Here is a 20,119-nt window from a genome sequence, read left to right as displayed (position 1 = left end):
GAGCCCTTGCTCTGGTGGGGATGGGGGGAGTTGAACCCCCACGTCCTTTCGGACACACGGACCTGAACCGTGCGCGTCTGCCATTCCGCCACATCCCCGTGGCACGACCCGGAACACCATATCGCATCCCGCGCCCGCCATCTGCGGCGGGTGCCGGGACATACTACGCTGTCCACTGGCCACGCCACGAACGATCACCGCTCGTGGCGGGCGAAACTTTAGCACGTCCGCGGGCCTGGTCACGAACGGGCCGACGGCAGCCGGCCGAGCGGCGTGTGAGCTGCGGAGGCGGTGTCCGGATACCATCATTGCCTCGGGACCCGAGGAGGAGCCGGTGAGCGTGCTGCAACGCTTCGAGAAGCGTCTGGAAGGCCTGGTCGAGGGGGCCTTCGCCAAGGTCTTCAAAGGGGTGGTCCACCCCGTGGAGATCCTCAACGCCATGCAGCGGGAGGCCGAGGCGCACAAGGCGATCCTGGCCGGTGGGCGCACCCTTGTGCCCAACCGCTACGTGATCGATCTCTCGCCCTACGACCACAGTCGGCTGGCGCCGTACGCTGCGGCGCTGGCCCAGGAGCTGGCGCAGTCGCAGGCCGAGTTCATCGGCGAGCAGGCCTGGACGGTCTACGGCGACGTGATCGTCGAGGTCGAGCGCGGTGAGGGCCTGGACACCGGCATGTTCCGGGTCACCGCCGAGGTCTACACCGGCGGGGACGTCGCCCCGGTCTCCGCGCCCGGCGGCTACGACGCCGGCCCGGCGTACCCGGCGTACGACCAGGGCGGCGGCTACGGCCCTCCGCCCGGTCACGGCGGGGGCCGCAACGTCCGCCTGGTCTCCGGCGACGGCCGCACCTACCCCCTCCAGATGGGCTCGACCGTGATCGGCCGCGGCGACCAGGCCAACCTGCGCCTGCCCGACGTCGGCATCTCGCGGCGCCACGCCCGACTGGACTTCGACGGCGGGCAGGTCGTGCTGACCGATCTGGGCTCCACGAACGGCACGATGGTCAACGGCCAGCGCGTCTCGGCGGTCGCCCTCAACCCCGGCGACATGATCCAGCTCGGCACCACGACGCTGACCTTCCGCGTGGACGGCTGATCCCCGTTGCCGGAGCTCGTCATCACCGTCGCCCGGTTCGGGTTCCTCATCCTGCTGTGGATCTTCGTGTTCACGGTCGTCGGTGTGATCCGCCGGGACCTCTTCGCGGGCGCCCGGTCGGGCCGCCTGGTGGCCGCGCCGCGGGGGATCGGCGCGTCGACCGGGCAGGCGGGGAAGCCGGCCAAGGCCAAGCGCGGCCGGGCCGCCCACCAGCTCGTGGTCACCGCCGGTCAGCTGGCCGGCACCCGGATCACGCTCGGGGAGGCCCAGATCACCATCGGCCGGGCAGAGGACTCGACACTGGTGATCACCGACGACTACGCCTCGGCGCGACACGCCCGGCTGGTGCCCCGTGACGGGCAGTGGTACGTCGAGGACCTCGGATCGACTAACGGCACCTATCTCGATCGCGCTAAGGTCACCGGACCAACCCCCGTCCCCCTCGGCGTGCCGATCCGGATCGGCCGCACTTCCCTCGAATTACGGCCATGACTCTGACCCTGCGCTACGCGGCCCACAGCGACCGCGGTCTGATCCGAGACGGTAATCAGGATTCCGTCTACGCCGGACCGCGGCTGCTCGCCGTGGCCGACGGCATGGGCGGCATGGCCGCCGGTGACGTCGCCAGCAACATCGTCATCGGTGCCATGGCGCCACTCGACGAGGACGTCCCTGGTGACGCCCTGGTCGACGCGCTCCGCTCCGCCGTGGGCACCGCCAACCAGCAGCTCCGCGACACCGTGGACGCCAACCCGCAGCTGGAGGGGATGGGCACCACGCTCACCGCGACCCTCTTCTCCGGCAGCAAGCTCGGGATGGTCCACATCGGTGACTCGCGGGCCTATCTCCTGCGCAACGGCGAGTTCGCGCAGATCACCAAGGACGACACGTACGTCCAGATGCTCGTCGACGAGGGCCGGATCAGTGCGGAGGAGGCGAGCAGCCACCCCCAGCGCTCGCTGCTCACCCGCGCGCTCGACGGCCGCGACATCGACCCGGAGTACAGCGTCCGGCAGGTGCTGCCCGGCGACCGCTACCTGATCTGCTCCGACGGGCTCTCCGGCGTGGTCAGCGCGGACACCATCGCCGACACCATGCGGGAGTACCCCGACCCGCAGCGGTGCGTGGAGCGCCTGGTGCAGCTTGCGCTGCGCGGCGGCGGCCCGGACAACATCACCGTGATCATCGCCGACGCCACCGACCAGGACATCGTCGAGGCGTCACCGATCGTGGGCGGCGCCGCCGCCCGGGACCGGGGCATGGCGACCTCGGCCGACGACTCCACCCCGGCGGCCCGCGCCTCGGCGCTGTCCGCGCCCCGGCCTCCCGTTCCCGAGGAGCCGGCGGACAGCCGCGACGACGAGCCCGAGGGGCGTCGCCGCCGGCCGCTGCGCACCGTAGCGATGGTGGTGGCGCTCGCGGTCATCGTCGGTGGCGGCATGTTCGGCGGCTGGACGTACACCCAGCGGCAGTACTACGTCGGCGCCACCGACGACGGCCAGCTCGCGGTCTTCCGCGGGGTGCCCGGCCAGATCGCCGGGCTGGACCTGTCGAACGTGCACGAGCGCAGCGGCGCCCGGCTGGACGACCTGACGCTGGCCGCCCAGGAGCGGGTGAAGCAGGGCATCCAGGCCCGCAACGAGCCGGACGCCGAGCGCCGGCTGGCGGAGCTGACCAGCGACGACCCGGGCAACCCGAACCTCAAGCCGCTCTGCCCGCCCGACCCGTCGCCCGGCGTGACCAGCCCGACCCCGGTGGCCACGACCGACCCGCTGTCCCCGCCTCCCGGCGGCAGCCCTGTCCCGTCCACGTCGCCCGCGGGCGCGTCGACGCCCACCCCCGGCGCGTCGACGCCGACGTTCACCACCACGCCCGACGCCGTTCCCTCCGACACCGTTCCGCCGGCCGACCCGGCGGGTTGCCGGTCGCCGGAGTGAGTGTCGGCTCGATCCCGAGGACGTATCCGTGACCGCAGCCGCCGTACCGGCCGCCTCGCCCGCTTCGACGGGCGAGCAGTCCGGCGTACGCCTGGCCCGGTCCCGGCGTAACGCCGAGCTGTCCCTGCTTCTGCTCGCCATGGTGCTCGTGGCGGCGTACGCGGCGATGGTCGAGGCGAAGGCGCTGGACACGATCACGTCCGACTTCTGGATCCCGGCCGCCGCGCTGGGGGTGGTCTTCCTCGGCCTGCACCTGGTGATCCGCTGGCTGGCGCCGTACGCCGATCCGGCGCTGCTGCCGGCGGTGGCCCTGCTCAACGGCATCGGCGTGGGCTTCCTGCGCCGGTACGACCTGGCCAAGGCCGCGCCCGCGGAGCGGGAGGACCTGGCCATCTTCGCCGGCACCGGTGGCCGGCAGCTCGCCTGGACGCTGGCCGCCGTGGTGCTGGCGGCCGGGCTGCTGGCGATCCTGCGCGACCACCGTTCGCTGTCCCGGTACGCGTACACGCTGGGCCTGGCCGGCATCGTGCTGGTGATGATCCCGGCGGTGCTGCCCAGCCGGTTCTCCGAGATCAACGGCGCCAAGCTGTGGATCAAGTTCGGCGGGTTCTCCATCCAGCCGGGTGAGTTCGCCAAGCTGGCCCTGCTCACGTTCTTCGCGTACTACCTGGTGCGCAAGCGCGAGGTGCTCTCGCTCGCCAGCCGGCGGGTGCTCGGCATCGACTTCCCGCGCGGGCGCGACCTCGGCCCGGTGCTGGTGGTCTGGCTGGTCAGCCTCCTGGTCCTGATCTTCGAGAAGGACCTGGGCACCTCGCTGCTCTACTTCGGCATGTTCGTGGTGACGCTCTACATCGCCACCGAGCGGGTCAGCTGGCTGCTCATCGGCCTGATCCTGTTCTTCGGCGGCGCCTACCTGGCGTACCTGCTGGGCAGCACCGTGGGCGGCCCGTTCGCCAACTTCTACGACCGGGCGGAGATCTGGCTCGACCCGTTCGCCGAGCCGTACGACCGGGGCTATCAGTTGGTGCAGGGCCTGCTCACGCTCGGCACCGGCGGCCTGTTCGGGGCCGGCCCGGGCGGCGGGCAGCCGACGCTGCTGCCCGAGGTGCAGACCGACTTCATCTTCGCCGGCATCGGTGAGGAGATCGGCCTGTTCGGTCTCTCCGCGCTGCTGGTGATCTACCTGTTGATCGTGGAGCGGGGTCTGCGTGCCGCGCTGGCGGTGCGGGACTCGTTCGGCAAGCTGCTCGCCGGTGGCCTGGCGTTCACGCTGGGCCTCCAGGTGTTCGTCATCGTCGGCGGCATCAGCAAGCTCATCCCGCTGACCGGCCAGACCACCCCGTTCCTGTCCGCCGGTGGCTCCTCGCTGATGGCGAACTGGCTGCTGATCGCGGTGCTGCTGCGGGTCTCCGACGGCGCGCGCCGCCCGGTGACCGGTGGTGGCGGTTCGGCGGCCCGGCCCTCCGGTGGTCCGCCCGAGCAGTTGCACGGCGCCCCGACGGAGGTGATCCGACCTTGAACGCCCCCCTGCGCCGCGTCGGCGTGGTCGTGATGGTCCTGTTCGGGCTCCTCTTCGCGAACCTGAACTGGATCCAGGCCTACAAGGCGGATGAATACCGCAACAGCGACTACAACGGCCGGGTCCAGGTCGCCGAGTACGACCGCAAGCGCGGCAACATCGAGGTCGGCGGCACCGCGTACGCGCTGAGCAAGGAGACCGGCGGTGAGCTGAAGTACCAGCGCACCTACCCGGGTGGGCAGATGTACGCGCACGTGCTCGGCTGGAAGCCGGTCAACGGCAGCGCGAGCGGTATCGAGCGGGTGGAGAACGACTTCCTCGCCGGCACCAGTGACGCGCTCATCGCCAACCGGATCAAGGACATGTTCACCGGTGACGAGACCGGTGGCGGCAACGTGGTGCTGACGCTGTCGAAGCGGGCCCAGGAGACGGCGTTCAAGCAGTTGAACGACAACCAGGTGGGCGCGACGAAGGGCGCGGCGATCGCGATCGACCCGCGTACCGGCGCGGTGCAGGCGCTGGTCTCCATGCCGAGCTTCGACCCGAACCCGCTGGCCAGCCACAACAGCACCGAGGCGGACCGGGCGTACAACGCGCTGGAGAAGGACAAGGACCGGCCGCTGGCGAACCGGGCGCTGTCCGAGACGCTGCCGCCCGGCTCCACCTTCAAGATCATCATGGCGGCGGCAGCGCTGGAGAACGGCGTCGGCCAGCAGACCCGCATCCCGGCCGGATCCAGCTACACCGCGCCCGGCGCCGGGCAGCCGATCCGCAACGCCGCGTCGTCGATCTGCCCGGAGTCGCAGGTGACGCTGCGCGAGGCGGTCACCGAGTCCTGCAACACCGGCTTCGCCCAGCTCGGCGTGCGGCTCGGCGCGGACAAGGTGAAGGAGAAGGCCAAGCAGTTCGGCTTCGAGCAGGACGACCTCACCGTCGGCCAGCTCGGCGAGGGTGGCCTGCCGGTGGCGGCCAGCCGCACCGGCGACATGCAGAACCCGGACGGCAGCACCGACCCGGCCGCGCTCGCCCAGTCGTCGATCGGCCAGAACAACGTGCGGATGACGCCGTTGCAGGGCGCGATGATCGCCGCCGCGGTGGCGAACAAGGACGGCAAGCAGATGCGTCCGTACCTGGTCAAGCAGTTGCTCGGGCCGGACCGCACCACCGTCTACGACCCCGCCCAGCCGCGCGAGCTGCGCCGCCCGATCAGCGGCCAGGTCGCCGCCGACCTGCGCGACATGATGCAGAACGTGGTGAAGGAGGGCACCGGCCGCCGGGCCGCCATCGACGGCTTCCTGGTGGGCGGCAAGACCGGTACCGCGCAGTCCGGCCCGAACACCCCGGACCACGGCTGGTTCATCGGCTTCGCCCTGGACAAGGACGGCACGCCGCTGTCCGCCGTCTGCGTCGAGCTGGAGCAGGCGGGCAACGGCGGCAGCGCCGAGGCGGCCCGGATCGCCGGCCGGATCATGGCGGCGGCCATCGCGGACTCCGGGAGGCGCTGACGTGCTGAGCCCGGGGGTGAAGCTCGGCAACCGCTACTGCCTCGACGAGCGGATCGCCAGCGGTGGCATGGGCGACGTGTGGCGCGGCACCGACCAGGTGCTGGGCCGTACCGTCGCGGTCAAGAGCCTGCTCCCCGCGCTGCTGGACGAGCCGGGCTTCGCCGAGCGGTTCCGGGGCGAGGCGCGGACCATGGCGACCATCAACCACCCGGGCGTTGTCGACGTCTACGACTTCGGCAGTGACCAGCACATCGCGTTCCTGGTGATGGAGTACGTCGAGGGCGACGCGCTCTCGGCCACGCTCAGCCGGGTCGGCCGGCTGACCCCGGCGCGGACCATGGCGCTGCTGGCCCAGGCCGCCGACGCGTTGCACGCGGCGCACGAGAAGGGCATCGTGCACCGCGACGTGAAGCCCGGCAACCTGCTGGTCCGGCCGAACGGCACGCTCGTGCTCACCGACTTCGGCATCGCCCGCTCCGAGCTGGTCGGCCAGCTCACCGCCGCCGGCTCGGTGCTCGGCACCGCCTCGTACATCTCGCCGGAGCAGGCCACCGGCGCGGTGGCCACGCCCGCCTCCGACGTCTACGCGCTCGGCGTGGTCGCGTACCAGTGCCTCGCGGGCCGGCGCCCCTTCGAGGGGGACAACCCGCTCGAAATCGCCATGAAGCACGTACGGGAGACGCCCCGGGCGCTTCCGGCCGACATCCCGCCTCAGGTCCGCGCCATCGTGGAGCGGGCCATGGCGAAGGACCCGTCCGCCCGCTGGCCCAGCGCTGCGGCGCTGGCGAGCATCTCCCGGCAGGCCAAGCTCGCGCTCTCCCAGGCGGCCCGCGCCGGGCGGCCCATCTCGGCCGCACCCGCCTCGCCGGCCGCGCCAGTCGCACGCGCGCAGGTGCCGACCGCCGCGCCCCGGCCGCAGCCGCCCGCCGCGCATCCGCAGCCCCGGCCGCCGGTGTCCCCGGCCCGTCCGCCCGTCTCGCCGGCCCGCCCGCCGGTGACGCCGCGCCCGGCCGTGATCGCCCACCCGGCCCCGATGCCCCGTCCGCCGGTGGCGCCGCGTGGCGCCGCACCCGTACCGCCGCGGCCCGTGCCCCAGCACAACGCGATGCCGTACGCCCGTCCGGCCGCCCCGCCGCCGCCCCGGCGCTCCCGGTCCGGGCTCTGGACGACGGCGATCGTGGTGGCCGTACTGGTCATCCTCTGCTCGGGCGTGATTTCGTTCCTGTACCGGAAATACGGTGCTACCGCATCCGCTCCGGCGAGTGTGAGCGTGACCTCCGGCGCGGTGCGGCCGCACGGAGGCGACTATCCGGTCCGCACGTCGTACCGTCGTGAGGTACGCCTCCTGCCGGCCGGCGGCGGTACGACGACGAGCGAAGGACGAGAGACGCGATGACAGCGCAGGCCCGCCTGCTCGGTGGCAGGTATCAGGTCGGCGAGCTGCTGGGCTACGGCGGCATGGCCGAGGTGCACCGCGGCCGTGACCTCCGGCTCGGGCGGGATGTCGCGATCAAGATGCTCCGTGCCGATCTGGCCCGGGATGCGACCTTCCAGATGCGGTTCCGCCGCGAGGCGCAGAACGCCGCCTCGCTCAACCACCCGGCCATCGTCGCCGTCTACGACACCGGTGAGGAGACCGCCCCGACGGGCGAGACCCTGCCGTTCATCGTGATGGAGTTCGTCAACGGCCGCACGCTCAAGGAGGTCCTCGGCGTCGAGGGGCGGCTCCAGCCGCGCCGCGCGCTGGAGATCTGCGCCGACATGTGCGCGGCGCTGGAGTTCAGCCACCGGCACGGGATCATCCACCGGGACATCAAGCCCGGAAACGTGATGCTCACCCAGACCGGCCAGGTCAAGGTGATGGACTTCGGCATCGCCCGGGCGCTGGCCAGCGGCGCCACCACGATGACGCAGACCAGCGCGGTCATCGGCACCGCACAGTACCTGTCTCCCGAGCAGGCGCGCGGCGAGGCGGTCGACGCCCGCTCCGACGTCTACGCGGCCGGCTGCGTGCTGTTCGAGCTGCTCTGCGGCCACCCGCCGTTCGTCGGGGACAGCCCGGTCAGCGTCGCGTACCAGCACGTGCGGGAGCAGCCGCCGACGCCGAGCACGATCAACCCGGACGTCAACCCGGCGGTCGACGCCATCGTGCTCAAGGCGCTGTCGAAGAACCCGCTCAACCGCTACCAGAGCGCCGGTGAGATGCGGGCGGACCTGCTCCGCGCCGCCGCCGGCCGGCCGGTGCTCGCCACCCCGGTGATGCCGGCCGAGGAGACCATGCCGATGGGTGCCGCCGCGGGCGGCTACCAGCAGGCGCAGCAGACCCAGATGATGGGCCCGCAGACCCGCGCGCAGCCGGTGGCGCGGGTCGGCGACCCGGGCAAGCGCAAGAGCTCGTCCTGGGTCATCGCGGCGTTCGCCGCGCTCGGCGTGCTCGCGGTGATCGCGCTCGGTACCGCGCTCTGGCTCAACCAGGCCGGCAACGAGAAGGTGTCGGTGCCGCAGCTGGTGGGCCGTTCGCAGGCCGACGCGCAGGCGGCGCTCACCCAGGCCGGGCTGCGGTTCGTGCCCGGCGATCCGGTGCAGAGCACCACCTGCGAGAAGGGCTCGGTGGTCGAGCAGCGCCCGACGTTCGGCCAGCGGGTGGACAAGGACACCGAGGTCACCGTCAAGGTCTGCACCGGCCCCGGCCAGGTCACCATCCCCACCGGCCTGAAGGGCAGCGTCTACGACGCCGCCAAGGCCCGCCTGGACGAGAAGAACCTGGTTGCCGTGCGCGAGCTCGTCAACGACAGCGCGCCGGAGGGTCAGGTTGTCTCCGTCTCGCCCACCGAGGGCAGCACGGTCGCCGAGGGCAGCAAGGTGACGCTCAAGGTCTCCAGGGGCAACGTCGGCGAGGTGCCGACCGTCATCGGCTACACCGAGGAGCAGGCGACACAACAGCTCAAGGAGGCCGGCTACACGGTCCGGGTCCGGGAGGGCAACGAGGTCGACCCGTCCCAGGCGGGCAAGGTCAGCAAACAGTCGCCGGCGGGCAAGACGAAGCTGGCAAAGGGCGAGCGGGTGACCATCGAGGTCGACGTGCCGCGGGAGGACGACGAGCCGACGACCCCGACGCCGAGCGGCACCCCCAGTACGACGCCGAGCACGCCGGGCGGTGGCGGCGGCAACGGCGGCGGCAGTGGCTTCCCGTTCCCGACGATCGCCCCGACCCGCCCCGAGCGCTGAGCATCACCTGACCGACGACGCGGCGGCGTCCCCGATCCCGGGGCCGCCGCCGCGCCCGTCTCCGCACCCGCCCATTTCCCCGTCGATCATGAACTTGACGGCGACAAATCGGACGGCGGATGCCGTCAACCTCATGATCGACGGGGCGAGTCGGGGTGTGGCCCGGACCCGGGCCCGGACGTGTGGGTCAGGCTGCGGCGAAGGCGGCCCGGCGGCGGGCGTCGACCTCGGCGGCCAGCTCCGGGGCGCGTTCCAACGCCGCCGGGAAGCCGCAGGCGGCCAGCCAGTTCGCCAGCATCAGGTGACCGCCCTCGGTCAGCACCGACTCCGGGTGGAACTGCACGCCCTCGATCGGCAGCGTACGGTGCCGCATCGCCATCACCACGCCGGAGCCGGTCCGGCCGGTGACCTCCAGCTCGTCTGGCAGCGTCTCGGGCAGTACGGCGAGCGAGTGGTAGCGGGTGGCGGTGAACGGGTCGGGCAGGCCGGCGAGCACGCCCACGCCGTCGTGGCGTACCTCGGAGGTCTTGCCGTGCAGCAGTTCCGGCGCACGCGCCACGGTGGCGCCGAACGCCTCGCCGATCGCCTGGTGACCGAGGCAGACGCCGAAGATCGGGAGCTTGCCGGCGTACTCCCGGATGACGTCCAGGCAGATGCCGGCGCGGTCCGGGCTGCCCGGACCGGGCGACAGCAGGATGCCGCCGACGCCGACGCGTCCCACCTCGGCGACGTCGATCTCGTCGTTGCGCCGTACGTCGCAGTCGGCCCCGAGCTGGCCGAGGTACTGCACGAGGTTGAAGACGAACGAGTCGTAGTTGTCGATCACCAGGACACGCATCGGGGTCACCTGTTCGGGGTGGGGGGCGGGGCGTTGTTCGTCTCGGTGCTGTACGGCAGCTCCTCGTCGCCGGGCAGCCCGGTCGGCTCGGTGAGCCCGCCGTCGCCCGGTACGCCGGAGTCCTGGGTGACCTGCACGTCGTCGAAGGGCAGCAGCGGCTCGGCCCACGGGAAGACCACGAACCAGAGCAGCGCGACGGTGGCGGTGGCCAGCAGCAGCGAGCCGATCAGCTTTCCGGGCAGCCCGAAGGGAAGTTTGCGCCAGATCCAGGAGTACACGGCTCACGTCTCCAGCTCGGCCGGGCGGCCCGCCGACTTGGCCTGGACGGTGTCCAGCCGGGCGTGGATGATCAGCCGCTGGTAGTTGTCGAACTTCGGGTTGCAGGTGGTGAGCGTGAGCAGCTTCTCGGTGGGCTTCTGGCCCGGCTTGCCCGGCACCGGCGCGACCACCTCCACCTGGGACGGCTTGACGATGCGCTGCTCGTAGACGCGGTAGACGAGCCAGTCGGTGCGGGTCTCGACCACTATGGCGTCGCCGGTCTTCAGTTCGTCCAGCCGCCAGAACGTGGAGCGGATTCGGTGGCCCGCCACGGAGAAGTTGCCCACCTCGCCGGGCATGGCGCTGTCCGGGTAGCGGCCCGGGGCGTACCGGATGTCGTTCGGGGTGACCCCCTCGACCACCACCCAGTGCTTGTCGAACTTGGGGATGTAGAGGCCGGCGACCGGCTTCCCGTTGGCCGGCGGCTTCGGCTTCACCGTCGGCCCGGTGGTCGGGGCGACAGTCGGGTCCGCGCCCCACTCCTGGGCGAGTTGGCTGTTCAGGTCGCTCTGGTGGGCGTCGACGATGACCGCCTTGCCCCAGATCTCGTAGCCGGCGAAGAGGAGCACCACCAGGCCGAAGGTGATCAGCAGTTCGCCGGCGCCGCGTACGACGGTGCGCAGCCGGGAGCCGGCGGTGGGGCGGGTCAACTCGGAGTAGACGCTCCGGTAGCCCTCGCCGGTCTGCTCGGGCCGCAACTGCACCACCCGCTCACCGCGCCGGGGGCGGGGTGGCTCGCCCGAGGACTCGTCGCCGCCGTCCGCCCCGTCCGGCGCCGGAGGCACCGCCCCCATCAGCCCGGTGGCGTCCATCCGGGGGTCCGCGGGCGGGCGCGTGACGGGGGGCAGCACCGCCGTCGCGCCCGGGTCGACCGGCGGTGTCCGGTCCGCGTCGGCCGGGCCACCGAACCGGGGTACGCCGGGCGGACCGGCTGCCTGCCGTCCCTCGCCCCCCGGCGGCCGCCCGGTGGTCTCCGGTGGCCGGCCGGCGCTCTCCCACGGCTGCGCGCCGGTCTGCGGCGGCTGTCCTCCGCGCCCACCGCGCTCCGGCGGAAGTGCGCCGCCGGCCTGGCGGGCAGGGTGCTGGTGCGCCGCCGCTCCGTACGCGCCCGGCCGCATCGGGCGCTCGCCCGTCCCGGGCGGGACATCGCCGGGACGCATCCCGGGGGCACGCTGGGGCGCCGCCGCGTGGTGCGGTGGGCCGCCCGGCAGGCCGGTGCCAGGTCCGGCCGGTCCGGCGAAGCGCGCCGGACCCGACCCGCCCGCGCCCGGACGGCCGGGTGAACGGGGCGCGGACTCGGGAACCCCGCCACCGGAGGGGCGGAACCGCGGGTCGGCCTCGGCGTGATGCGGGCCGGCCGGCGGCTGGGCCTGGTTGCCCGGCCAGGGCGGCGGCGGTGCGGTCCGTGGCGGGGCGGTCGGCGGCGGAGCGGACCGTGGCGGGGCGGGCGTCGGTGGGAACGGGCCCCGTCGCGCCGGGGCGGCGTGCGACGGTCCGGCGTCGGGCCAGGGCAGGTCGAGCGGGGGCGGCGACGCCGGGGCCGGGCGCTCGACCTTGGGGAGGAACGCGGTCGGCTCCTCCTGGCGGTCGTGGCCGCGGCGGTCCCGGGGGTCGCCGCCGCTCACCGGGGCACCGTCGCCGACTGCAAGGCGGTGGAGTCCTCGAACGCCGGCACGGTGACTGTGGAGACGCGCTCGACGTAGCCGAGTTGGTAGTGGTCGGCCACTTCCTTGAACACCCGCACTCCCTCCGAGGCGGCGAGCGCCCGCTGGAGTTCCGCGGGGTCGCCGATTGCCACGATCTTGAAAGGAGGGGAGTACACCCGGCCGTGCAGCAGCAGGGTGTTACCGACGCAGCGTACCGCGCTGGTGCTGAGCACGCGCACGTTCATGATTGACATGGCCTCCGCGCCGCCGGCCCAGAGCGCGTTGACCACCGCCTGGACGTCGCCCTGGTGCACGACCAGGTCGTCGTTGCTGGCGCCCTTGGGCAGCGGCTGGTCGGGCCGGCGGTCGGCGTCGTTCAGCTCGACCGTCACGCCGCTGCCGGTGAGCGCGGTGAACCCGGCGGCCTGCCGGCTCGCGGCGGCCCGGTCCCGCTCGGTCTTGATCGGCCCGTCGGCGCCGGCCAGCGCGGCGGTCTGTTCCTCCACCTCGGTGCGGAGCCGGGCGGCCTTCGCCTCGCTGGCCGCGACCTCCTCCCGGCGGTCCTCGATCAGCTGGGTGAGCTGGGGGCGACGGTCCTCACGCAGCGAGGTGCCGCCCGCGGTGGTGGCCGTGGTGGTGAAGAGCAGCCCGGCCGCGGCGGCGATCAGGGGTACGCCGATCGACCAGCCGGTACGGCGCTGGCGGGCGCGCCGGGGCAGCAGGGCGGCTGCCGCGCGGCGGAGGACCTTCTGCCAGGAGGCGGCGCCGGACGTGTACTCCACCGGGCGTTCCCTTTCCCGTCGTCTCGTTCCGGCTCGCGCCGATGCGAACCGACCTGATCGACCCGGAAAGTCCGCTCTTTCCGGTTACTGAGTGCACCGGCCTGGCCCCATTCGTGGCTTGGACGGTCCGTCGGGACTACGCTAGCTGTCGAACATTATTGGCCATGGACCGTCGCCCTCGCGCCCGGTTGTCAGGCCGGACGAGGTCGTACCCCCCTCTGGAGAGCGTCGTGCCCAAGTCTCAGGTCCGCAAGAAGAAGGTGTACACCCCGCCCACGGACGTTCGTCCGACGGCGACGGCGTCGACGCGTAAGCCTAGCCCGGTCTGGCTGCCGGTCACGGCGGTCGCGCTGATCGTGGTGGGCATCGGCTGGCTGGTGCTCTACTACCTGTCCGAGCAGGCGTACCCGGTCGCCAGCTGGGGCTACTGGAACCTCGCGGTCGGCTTCGGCGCGATGGTCTCCTCGCTGATCCTGCTCTCCCGCTGGCGCTGAGCCGGCCGCCCGTAGAACGGGCGTAGGTCACGCCACGCCGCCCCTGCCAGGCGCTTCGTCGCCGCTACACCTAAGGTGTGCGCAGGGCGGCGTGGCCTGGTGCGAGAAGACTCACGTTACTGCTGGGTAACCTTGCGCGTAGGCTGCACGGACAAAGCAGCAGACCGGGAGGCCAACTCGATGGGCAGCGTCCAGATCGTCACCACGATCCTCGCGGCCGCCATCACCGCTGTCGCGGTGTGGCTTGCGGTGCGCGCGGTCATGAAGATGACCGCCGTCATCCGGCTCGGTCAGCCCGCGCCGGAGCGCTTCGGCGACAAGGGCGCGCGTACGACGAAGATGCTGGTGGAGACCGCCGGTCACACCCGCATGCTGAAGTGGAGCGTGGTCGGCGCCGCCCACTGGTTCGTGATGGTCGGCTTCATCGTGCTGTCGCTGCTGGTGCTGGAGGCCTACTTCGAGGTGGTCTCGACCGGCGGCGGGCTGCCGATCATCGGGCACTGGACGATCTTCGGTCTGGTCACCGAGTGGATCGGCATCCTCGGCCTGGCCGGCATCCTGGTGCTGATGGCGATCCGCCTGCGCAACCGTCCCGGCCGCGCGGAGAACCGGTCCCGGTTCACCGGTTCGAGCATGTGGCAGGGCTACTTCGTCGAGTGGGTCGTCCTGCTGGTCCTGATCTTCGGGTTCGTGATCCGGGGCTTCAAGGTCGCCACCGACCACTTCGAGTACCCGGTCTGGGCCGCCCCGCTCAGCCACGCGATCGGCTCGGTGCTCCCCAACTGGGAGGCCGGCGTCAGCGTGGCCGCCCTCATCAAGATCTGCATCTCGATGACCTGGCTCATCGTGATCTCGCTGAACGTCACGATGGGCGTGGCCTGGCACCGCTTCCTGGCCTTCCCGAACATCTTCTTCAAGCGCGACCCGGAGAAGGCGGCCGGCTCCGGTCTCGGCCCGCTGCGCCCGATGACCAGCGAGGGCAAGCCGCTCGACTTCGAAGAGGCCGACCCGGAGAAGGACCAGTTCGGTGTCGCCCAGGTCGAGCAGTTCAGCTGGAAGGGCCTGCTCGACTTCAGCACCTGCACCGAGTGCGGCCGCTGCCAGTCCCAGTGCCCCGCCTGGAACACCGGCAAGCCGCTGTCGCCGAAGCTGCTGGTGCTGAGCCTGCGCGACCACGCGTACGCCAAGGCGCCTTACCTCCTGGCCGGTGGCGGCAAGGACCTCACCGGCGAGGAGAAGGCGACGCAGGAGCAGCTGGCCGGCGTCGACGTGCTCGCCATGGCCGAGGCCGACCGGCCGCTGATCGGCACCGCCGAGGACGGCGGCGTCATCGACCCGGACGTGCTCTGGTCCTGCACCACCTGCGGCGCGTGTGTCGAGCAGTGCCCGGTGGACATCGAGCACGTGGACCACATCGTCGACATGCGCCGCTACCAGGTGCTGATCGAGTCGAGCTTCCCGTCCGAGGCCGGCGTCATGCTGCGCAACCTGGAGAACAAGGGCAACCCGTGGGGCGCCCCGCAGAACACCCGCGAGGACTGGACCAAGGGCCTCGGGTTCGAGGTGCCGCGGGTCGGCGAGGTCGACGACTTCGAGTACCTGTTCTGGGTCGGCTGCGCCGGCGCGTTCGAGGACCGGGCCAAGAAGACCACCCGCGCGGTCGCCACGCTGCTCAACGAGGCCGGCGTCTCCTTCGCCATCCTCGGCGAGGGTGAGACCTGCTCCGGTGACCCGGCCCGCCGCATCGGCAACGAGTTCGTCTACCAGATGCTCGCCCAGCAGAACGTCGAGACGCTGAACGAGGCGTTCGAGGGCCGGGAGAAGAGCAAGCGGAAGATCGTCGCCACCTGCCCGCACTGCTTCAACACGCTCGGCAACGAGTACGGCCAGCTCGGCGGCGAGTTCGAGGTCGTGCACCACACCCAGTTGCTGGCCCACCTGGTCAGCGCCGGCAAGCTCACCCCGGTGCAGCCGGTGGACGGCGGCGTCACCTACCACGACCCGTGCTACCTGGGCCGCCACAACCGGATCTTCGCCGCCCCGCGTGAGGTGCTCGGCGACTCGATCCAGGGCGAGCTGACCGAGATGCCGCGTAACAGCGAGCGCTCCTTCTGCTGCGGCGCCGGCGGCGCCCGGATGTGGATGGAGGAGAAGATCGGCAAGCGGATCAACGTGGACCGGGTCGAGGAGGCCATGTCCACCGGGGCGAAGACCATCGCGGTCGGCTGCCCGTTCTGCTCGACGATGCTGAACGACGGCGTGAACGGCAAGGGCGCGGGCGAGCAGGTCGAGGTGGTCGACGTGGCCAGCGTGCTGCTGCGCTCGGTCAAGCCGGAGGCCCCGGCCGGTGAGCCGGAGGTCGCGCCGAGCGTCGGCTGAGGCGTACCCCGGCAGGAGCCGGACCACGACGGCGGCGGCACCCCTGCGGTGCCGCCGCCGTCGCGTTCAGCTGGTCGTGGTGGTCATGATGGCGGCGCTCGTCCCGGCCGTCATCGCGACCAGCAGCGCCGCCTGCATCTCCTCGATCGCCTTCTTGACGGCGGCCGACGCCCAGTCGCCCGCCGCGATCTCGTCCATCCGGGCCTTGACCCGCTCCTTCGGCAGCTCGCGGAAGACCTTGCGGTCCAGGCCGACCGCGCGGGTCAGCGTGAGCAGCGCGGCGGTCCGGGCGTCGACCGGGCCGTCGCCGGTGAGCGCCGCAGCCATCCGCTGCCGGGCTGCCGTCTCCACCGCCGGCTCCGCGCCGGTCGGCGAGGGATAGCGGGTACGCGGGAAGACCAGCAGCACCCGGTCGGACTCGCGGCGCAGCACCCCGGCGGCCACCAGCCCGTCGAGCACCCGCTCCGGCAGGCCCCTGGCGAGTTTGCCGATCCAGTCCTTCGGCTTGCGCGGGCGGCCGGAGCCGACAGTTGCCAGCGCCTCGTCCAGCAGCGGCACGCCGGTCGGCGCGGGATCGGTCACCACGAGCCGCTTGTCCGCCACCTCGACGCGCCGGGCGAGCGCCAGCTCCAGCAGCACCGCCCCGGCGAGGCCGTAGCCGAGGTGCGGACTGCCGAGGCGGTTCGTGCCGCTGTCGTCGTACGCGAGCAGGACCAGTTCGTCGGTGAGCAGCAGACCGTCCATGCACGCCACGCTACGGGGGGCCCGCCATCGACGCTCGCCGTGCCACAATCACGCCCATCGACGGCCTTCTCCTTCTGACGCTGTTGCCACTGGTCGGTTTCGTGCTGCTGACCGCCGGCAACGCCTTCTTCGTCGCGGCCGAGTTCGCCCTCGTCACAGTCGACCGGGCGGAGATCGACAGGCGCGCCGGCGAGGGGGACGGCCGGGCCGCCACGGTACGCCGCGCGCTGCGCGAACTGTCCTTCCAGCTCTCCGGCGCGCAACTGGGCATCACCCTCACCGCGCTGCTCACCGGCTACCTCGCCGAGCCCGCGCTGGCCCGGATCTTCGCCCCGCTGCTGCATCCGCTCGGCGGCGCGGAACGCTTCTCCGGCCTGCTCGCGCTGGCCCTGGCCACGCTCATCTCGATGCTCTTCGGCGAGCTGGTGCCGAAAAACCTTGCGCTGGCCCGGCCGATGCCGGCGGCGCTCGCCACCGCCGCGCCGATGCGCGCGTTCTCCCGCACGTTCGGCTGGCTGATCCGGCTGCTGAACGAATCCGCCAACCGGCTGGTACGCCGCCTCGGCGTGGAGCCGCAGGAGGAACTGGCCAGCGCCCGCTCCCCGGAGGAACTGGGCCTGCTCGCCGCCATCTCGGCGCGGGCCGGCGCGCTGCCGCCGGACACCGCGATGCTGCTGCGGCGCACGATCCGCTTCGGCGACAAGCGGGCCGCCGAGGCGATGACGCCCCGGGTGGACGTCACGGCGCTGCGCGCCACCGCGTCCGTCGCCGACCTGCTGGACCTGTCCCGGCAGACCGGGCGGACCCGGTTCCCGGTCTACGAGGAGACGCTCGACCTGGTCACCGGCGTCGCCGGGGTGCCCGACGCGCTGGGGGTCCCGCTGGCCCGCCGGGCCGCCACCTCGGTGGCCGCGGTCGCCCGGGAACCGGTGTACGTGCCGGAGAGCCTCAACCTGAACGGGGTGCTGGCCGCGCTGAAGGCCGCCGGGGCGGACCTGGCGATCGTGGTGGACGAGTACGGCGGCACCGACGGCGTGGTGACGGTGGAGGACCTGGTCGAGGAACTCGTCGGGGAGATCGCCGACGAGTTCGACCCGGACGCGGTCGACGACGCCGGGCCGGTGGAGCTGACAGTGCCGGGCGGCGAGCGGACCGTCCTGGCCGACGGTGTGCTGCGCGCCGACGAACTGGTCGAGCAGACCGGGTTCCGGCTGCCCGACGGGCCGTACGAGACGCTGGGCGGCTTCCTGATGGCGCGCCTGGGCCACATCCCGGTGCCGGGCGAGACGCTCGACGAGGCCGGGTACGAGTTCACGGTGGTGGAGGTCGACCGGCACCGGATCGAGCAGGTGCGGGTGGTGCGCCCCGAGGAGCCCGACGACGGTGCCTGAGCTACTTGTCGCGGTGGTGCTGCTGCTCGGCAACGCGTTCTTCGTGGGCAGCGAGTTCGCGCTGATCGCCTCCCGGCGTACGGTGATCGAACCGCTGGCGGCGACGTCGAAGCGGGCCCGGTGGGCGCTGGCCGCGATGAACCAGATCCCGCTGATGATCGCCGGGGCGCAGCTCGGCATCACTGTCTGTTCCCTCGGCCTCGGCGCGATCGCCGAGCCGGCGCTGGCCCACCTGCTGGAGACGCCGCTCGCCGCGGTCGGGCTGCCCGCCTCGGCGGTGCACCCGGTGACCTTCGTCATCGCGCTGGCAGTGGTCGTGTTCCTGCACACGGTGGTCGGCGAGATGGTGCCGAAGAACATCACGCTGGCCGGCCCGGAGCCCTCGGCGCTCTGGCTCGGCCCGGCGATGCTGGCGTTCTGCCTGGTCACCAAGCCGCTGCTGCTGGCGATGAAGTGGGCGTCGCGGCAGGTGCTGCGGTGGTGGCGGGTGGAGGCGACCGACGCGGTGAAGACCGTGTTCACCGCCGAGGAACTGGCCGGGCTGGTCTCGCAGGCGCGTACCGAGGGGTTGCTGGACGCCGAGGAGCACGCCCGGATCACCGGCGCGCTGGCCCTGCACAGCCGTACGGCGGCGGACGCGCTGCAACCCTGGTCCACTGTCACCACGGTGGCCGAGGACGTCTCACCGGCGTCGCTGGAGGTGCTGGCGACCCGTACCGGCCGGTCCCGCTTCCCGGTGGTGCAGCGGACCACCCGCCGGGTGCTCGGTTTCGTGCACGTGAAGGACGTGCTCGGATACGCCGGCGCGAGCCGCCGGGCCCCGGTGCCAGCCGATGTCTACCGGCCGCTGGCGGTGGTGCCGCCGGACCGTACGCTCGCCGATCTGCTGCTCGCGATGCGCCGCGAACGCCGCCACATGGTGCTGGTCAGCGACGGACGGCGGCCGATGGGTGTGGTCACGCTCGACGACGTATTGACAGCCATCGTCGGGAGATGAAATGAATACCCTTGGTGTGCAACCGATTGCGGATACGTGATTGAACAAACGGTCGCCTTGATTCCACCGGACGCCTTCCCTAATGTGGGGCACCGACCGCTGTGGGTCGTCTGCCTCGAATCTTCCCTCTCGCGAGGCGCCCGGCGGTCGGTTGCAAAGGAGTCCGTGCCGGTGGCAACCACGCCCCCTCAACGTCACGCCCCGAGCGCTCCACCCGGCCGGCGGGCCGGGTTCCAACGGATGGCACGCCGTCTGGTCACCCTGGTCGCGGCCGCCGCGGTCGGCGCCGGGATGCTGACGGCTCCGGCGCACGCGGCGCCGTCGGTGGACGAGATCGACGCGCAGATCGACAAGCAGTGGGAGCAGCTAGAACCCACCATCGAGCAGTTCAACAAGGTCCGCTCGCAGCTTCGCGCCAACCAGAAGAAGTCCAAGGCGCTGAAGGACAAGATGGTGCCGCTGGAGCTGGCCTCCACGCTCGCCATGAACAAGGTCGGCGACATCGCGGCCCGCTACTACATCCAGGGCCCGTCGCAGGAGCTGGGCGCGCTGTTGGTGAGCACCAAGCCGGGCACGCTGGCCGAGCAGCTGGTCATGCTGGACCGGATCGCCGACGACCAGCGCCGCCAGATCGCCGGTGTGCTCAAGGTGCGGGACGAGTACAACAAGCAGAAGGAGAAGCTCGACGCGCTGATCGAGCTGGAGACCAAGCAGCAGAACGATCTCGCGGCGAAGAAGAAGCAGATCGACTCGGAGATCAAGCGGCTGACCGCCATGCTGCCGGTGACCTCGATCCGCCCAGCCGGCTGCCCGAAGATCGACGGCGTGGTGAGCAGCGCCGCGCGTACCGCGATCGCGACGGCGTGCGCACAGGTCGGCGACCCGTACGTGTGGGGCGCCACCGGCCCGAACTCGTTCGACTGCTCCGGCCTCACGCAGTACGCGTACAAGGCGGCGGGCATCTCGCTCACCCACTTCACCGGCGCGCAGTGGAACGAGGGCCGCAAGGTGTCCCGCTCCGAGGCACGCCCGGGTGACCTGGTGTTCTTCGGTTCCGATCTGCATCACGTCGGGCTCTATCTCGGCAACGGGGTGATGGTGCACGCGCCCCGGACAGGCAAGCCGGTCCAGGTGTCGAGCATCAACACCCAGCCGCTCGCCGGCTTCGTCCGGGTCACCTGACCTCGGTCACACCGAAAGGCCCCCGGTCCGCAGGGACCGGGGGCCTTCGCGTTCTCGTGGAAA

Annotated in this window: 17 protein-coding genes and 1 tRNA gene; 12 read left to right on the top strand and 6 right to left on the bottom strand. The window is 72.0% G+C overall.

Going from position 1 to position 20,119, the window contains the following annotated elements; all coding sequences use genetic code 11:
- Positions 1–12: 12 nt before the first annotated feature.
- A tRNA-Leu gene (locus tag ACSDG8_RS16935) sits at positions 13–98 on the bottom strand.
- 209 nt (positions 99–307) lie between these two features.
- Here ACSDG8_RS16935 and ACSDG8_RS16930 point away from each other — a divergent pair.
- The 7 genes from ACSDG8_RS16930 to pknB are packed head-to-tail and all read left to right on the top strand — an operon-like array spanning position 308 to position 9,285.
- Positions 308–1,096, top strand: a complete 789-nt coding sequence (locus tag ACSDG8_RS16930) for an FhaA domain-containing protein (RefSeq protein ID WP_026267912.1) — start codon at positions 308–310, stop codon at positions 1,094–1,096.
- A 6-nt stretch (positions 1,097–1,102) separates the two neighbouring features.
- On the top strand, positions 1,103–1,588 hold the full coding sequence (locus ACSDG8_RS16925) for an FHA domain-containing protein FhaB/FipA (RefSeq protein WP_210895578.1): 486 nt from the start codon (positions 1,103–1,105) through the stop codon (positions 1,586–1,588).
- Entirely contained in the window at positions 1,585–3,033 is a 1,449-nt protein-coding gene (locus ACSDG8_RS16920) for a PP2C family protein-serine/threonine phosphatase (RefSeq protein WP_210895579.1), read from the top strand. Before ACSDG8_RS16925 ends, ACSDG8_RS16920 begins: the two co-directional genes overlap by 4 nt.
- Positions 3,034–3,061: 28 nt before the next feature.
- Positions 3,062–4,552 (top strand): FtsW/RodA/SpoVE family cell cycle protein, encoded by a 1,491-nt coding sequence (locus ACSDG8_RS16915; protein ID WP_210895580.1) that lies wholly within the window; start codon positions 3,062–3,064, stop codon positions 4,550–4,552.
- Positions 4,549–6,057: a peptidoglycan D,D-transpeptidase FtsI family protein gene (locus ACSDG8_RS16910; protein ID WP_210895581.1), complete on the top strand. Its 1,509-nt coding sequence runs from the start codon at positions 4,549–4,551 to the stop codon at positions 6,055–6,057. Before ACSDG8_RS16915 ends, ACSDG8_RS16910 begins: the two co-directional genes overlap by 4 nt.
- A 1-nt stretch (position 6,058) precedes the next feature.
- On the top strand, positions 6,059–7,453 hold the full coding sequence (locus ACSDG8_RS16905) for a serine/threonine-protein kinase (RefSeq protein ID WP_210895582.1): 1,395 nt from the start codon (positions 6,059–6,061) through the stop codon (positions 7,451–7,453).
- A complete protein-coding gene (gene pknB, locus ACSDG8_RS16900; RefSeq protein WP_210895583.1) occupies positions 7,450–9,285 on the top strand; it encodes a Stk1 family PASTA domain-containing Ser/Thr kinase in 1,836 nt (611 codons plus the stop codon). The genes ACSDG8_RS16905 and pknB overlap by 4 nt, the downstream gene beginning before the upstream one ends.
- Before the next feature lie 187 nt (positions 9,286–9,472).
- On the opposite strand, the gene ACSDG8_RS16895 is transcribed toward pknB, so the two are convergent.
- From ACSDG8_RS16895 to ACSDG8_RS16880, 4 genes are read right to left on the bottom strand one after another with little or no spacing between them, the layout of a single operon-like run.
- Complete coding sequence (locus tag ACSDG8_RS16895; protein WP_210895584.1) at positions 9,473–10,123, bottom strand: aminodeoxychorismate/anthranilate synthase component II; 651 nt, start codon at positions 10,121–10,123, stop codon at positions 9,473–9,475.
- Between the two features lie 5 nt (positions 10,124–10,128).
- A complete protein-coding gene (locus ACSDG8_RS16890) occupies positions 10,129–10,401 on the bottom strand; it encodes a hypothetical protein (protein ID WP_030500496.1) in 273 nt (90 codons plus the stop codon).
- Between the two features lie 3 nt (positions 10,402–10,404).
- Positions 10,405–12,066: a class E sortase gene (locus ACSDG8_RS16885; RefSeq protein WP_307856142.1), complete on the bottom strand. Its 1,662-nt coding sequence runs from the start codon at positions 12,064–12,066 to the stop codon at positions 10,405–10,407.
- Positions 12,063–12,869 (bottom strand): DUF881 domain-containing protein, encoded by an 807-nt coding sequence (locus tag ACSDG8_RS16880; protein ID WP_210895585.1) that lies wholly within the window; start codon positions 12,867–12,869, stop codon positions 12,063–12,065. Before ACSDG8_RS16880 ends, ACSDG8_RS16885 begins: the two co-directional genes overlap by 4 nt.
- A gap of 230 nt (positions 12,870–13,099) precedes the next feature.
- On the opposite strand from ACSDG8_RS16880, the gene ACSDG8_RS16875 reads away from it, so the two are divergent.
- Entirely contained in the window at positions 13,100–13,363 is a 264-nt protein-coding gene (locus tag ACSDG8_RS16875) for a cell division protein CrgA (RefSeq protein ID WP_210895586.1), read from the top strand.
- 180 nt (positions 13,364–13,543) lie between these two features.
- On the top strand, positions 13,544–15,742 hold the full coding sequence (locus ACSDG8_RS16870) for a (Fe-S)-binding protein (protein ID WP_210895587.1): 2,199 nt from the start codon (positions 13,544–13,546) through the stop codon (positions 15,740–15,742).
- A gap of 66 nt (positions 15,743–15,808) precedes the next feature.
- Here the strand turns inward: ACSDG8_RS16870 and ACSDG8_RS16865 are convergent, their stop codons facing one another.
- On the bottom strand, positions 15,809–16,486 hold the full coding sequence (locus ACSDG8_RS16865; protein WP_210895588.1) for a GOLPH3/VPS74 family protein: 678 nt from the start codon (positions 16,484–16,486) through the stop codon (positions 15,809–15,811).
- An 83-nt stretch (positions 16,487–16,569) separates the two neighbouring features.
- On the opposite strand from ACSDG8_RS16865, the gene ACSDG8_RS16860 reads away from it, so the two are divergent.
- From ACSDG8_RS16860 to ACSDG8_RS16850, 3 genes are all read left to right on the top strand, one after another.
- The gene (locus ACSDG8_RS16860) at positions 16,570–17,877 is read left to right on the top strand and encodes a hemolysin family protein (RefSeq protein WP_210895589.1); all 1,308 of its coding nucleotides are present in this window, start codon (positions 16,570–16,572) and stop codon (positions 17,875–17,877) included.
- Positions 17,870–18,874 carry a hemolysin family protein gene (locus tag ACSDG8_RS16855; RefSeq protein WP_210895590.1) on the top strand — a complete coding sequence of 335 codons (1,005 nt, stop codon included), beginning with the start codon at positions 17,870–17,872 and terminating at the stop codon, positions 18,872–18,874. Before ACSDG8_RS16860 ends, ACSDG8_RS16855 begins: the two co-directional genes overlap by 8 nt.
- Before the next feature lie 171 nt (positions 18,875–19,045).
- Positions 19,046–20,056, top strand: a complete 1,011-nt coding sequence (locus ACSDG8_RS16850) for a C40 family peptidase (protein WP_210895591.1) — start codon at positions 19,046–19,048, stop codon at positions 20,054–20,056.
- Positions 20,057–20,119 lie beyond the last annotated feature (63 nt).

It is taken from the genome of Micromonospora sp. LA-10, assembly GCF_051853095.1.
GTDB lineage: Bacteria > Actinomycetota > Actinomycetes > Mycobacteriales > Micromonosporaceae > Micromonospora > Micromonospora echinospora_A.
The sequence above is the reverse complement of the archived record's forward strand: the minus strand, read 5'-3'. Positions and strand labels throughout refer to the sequence as shown.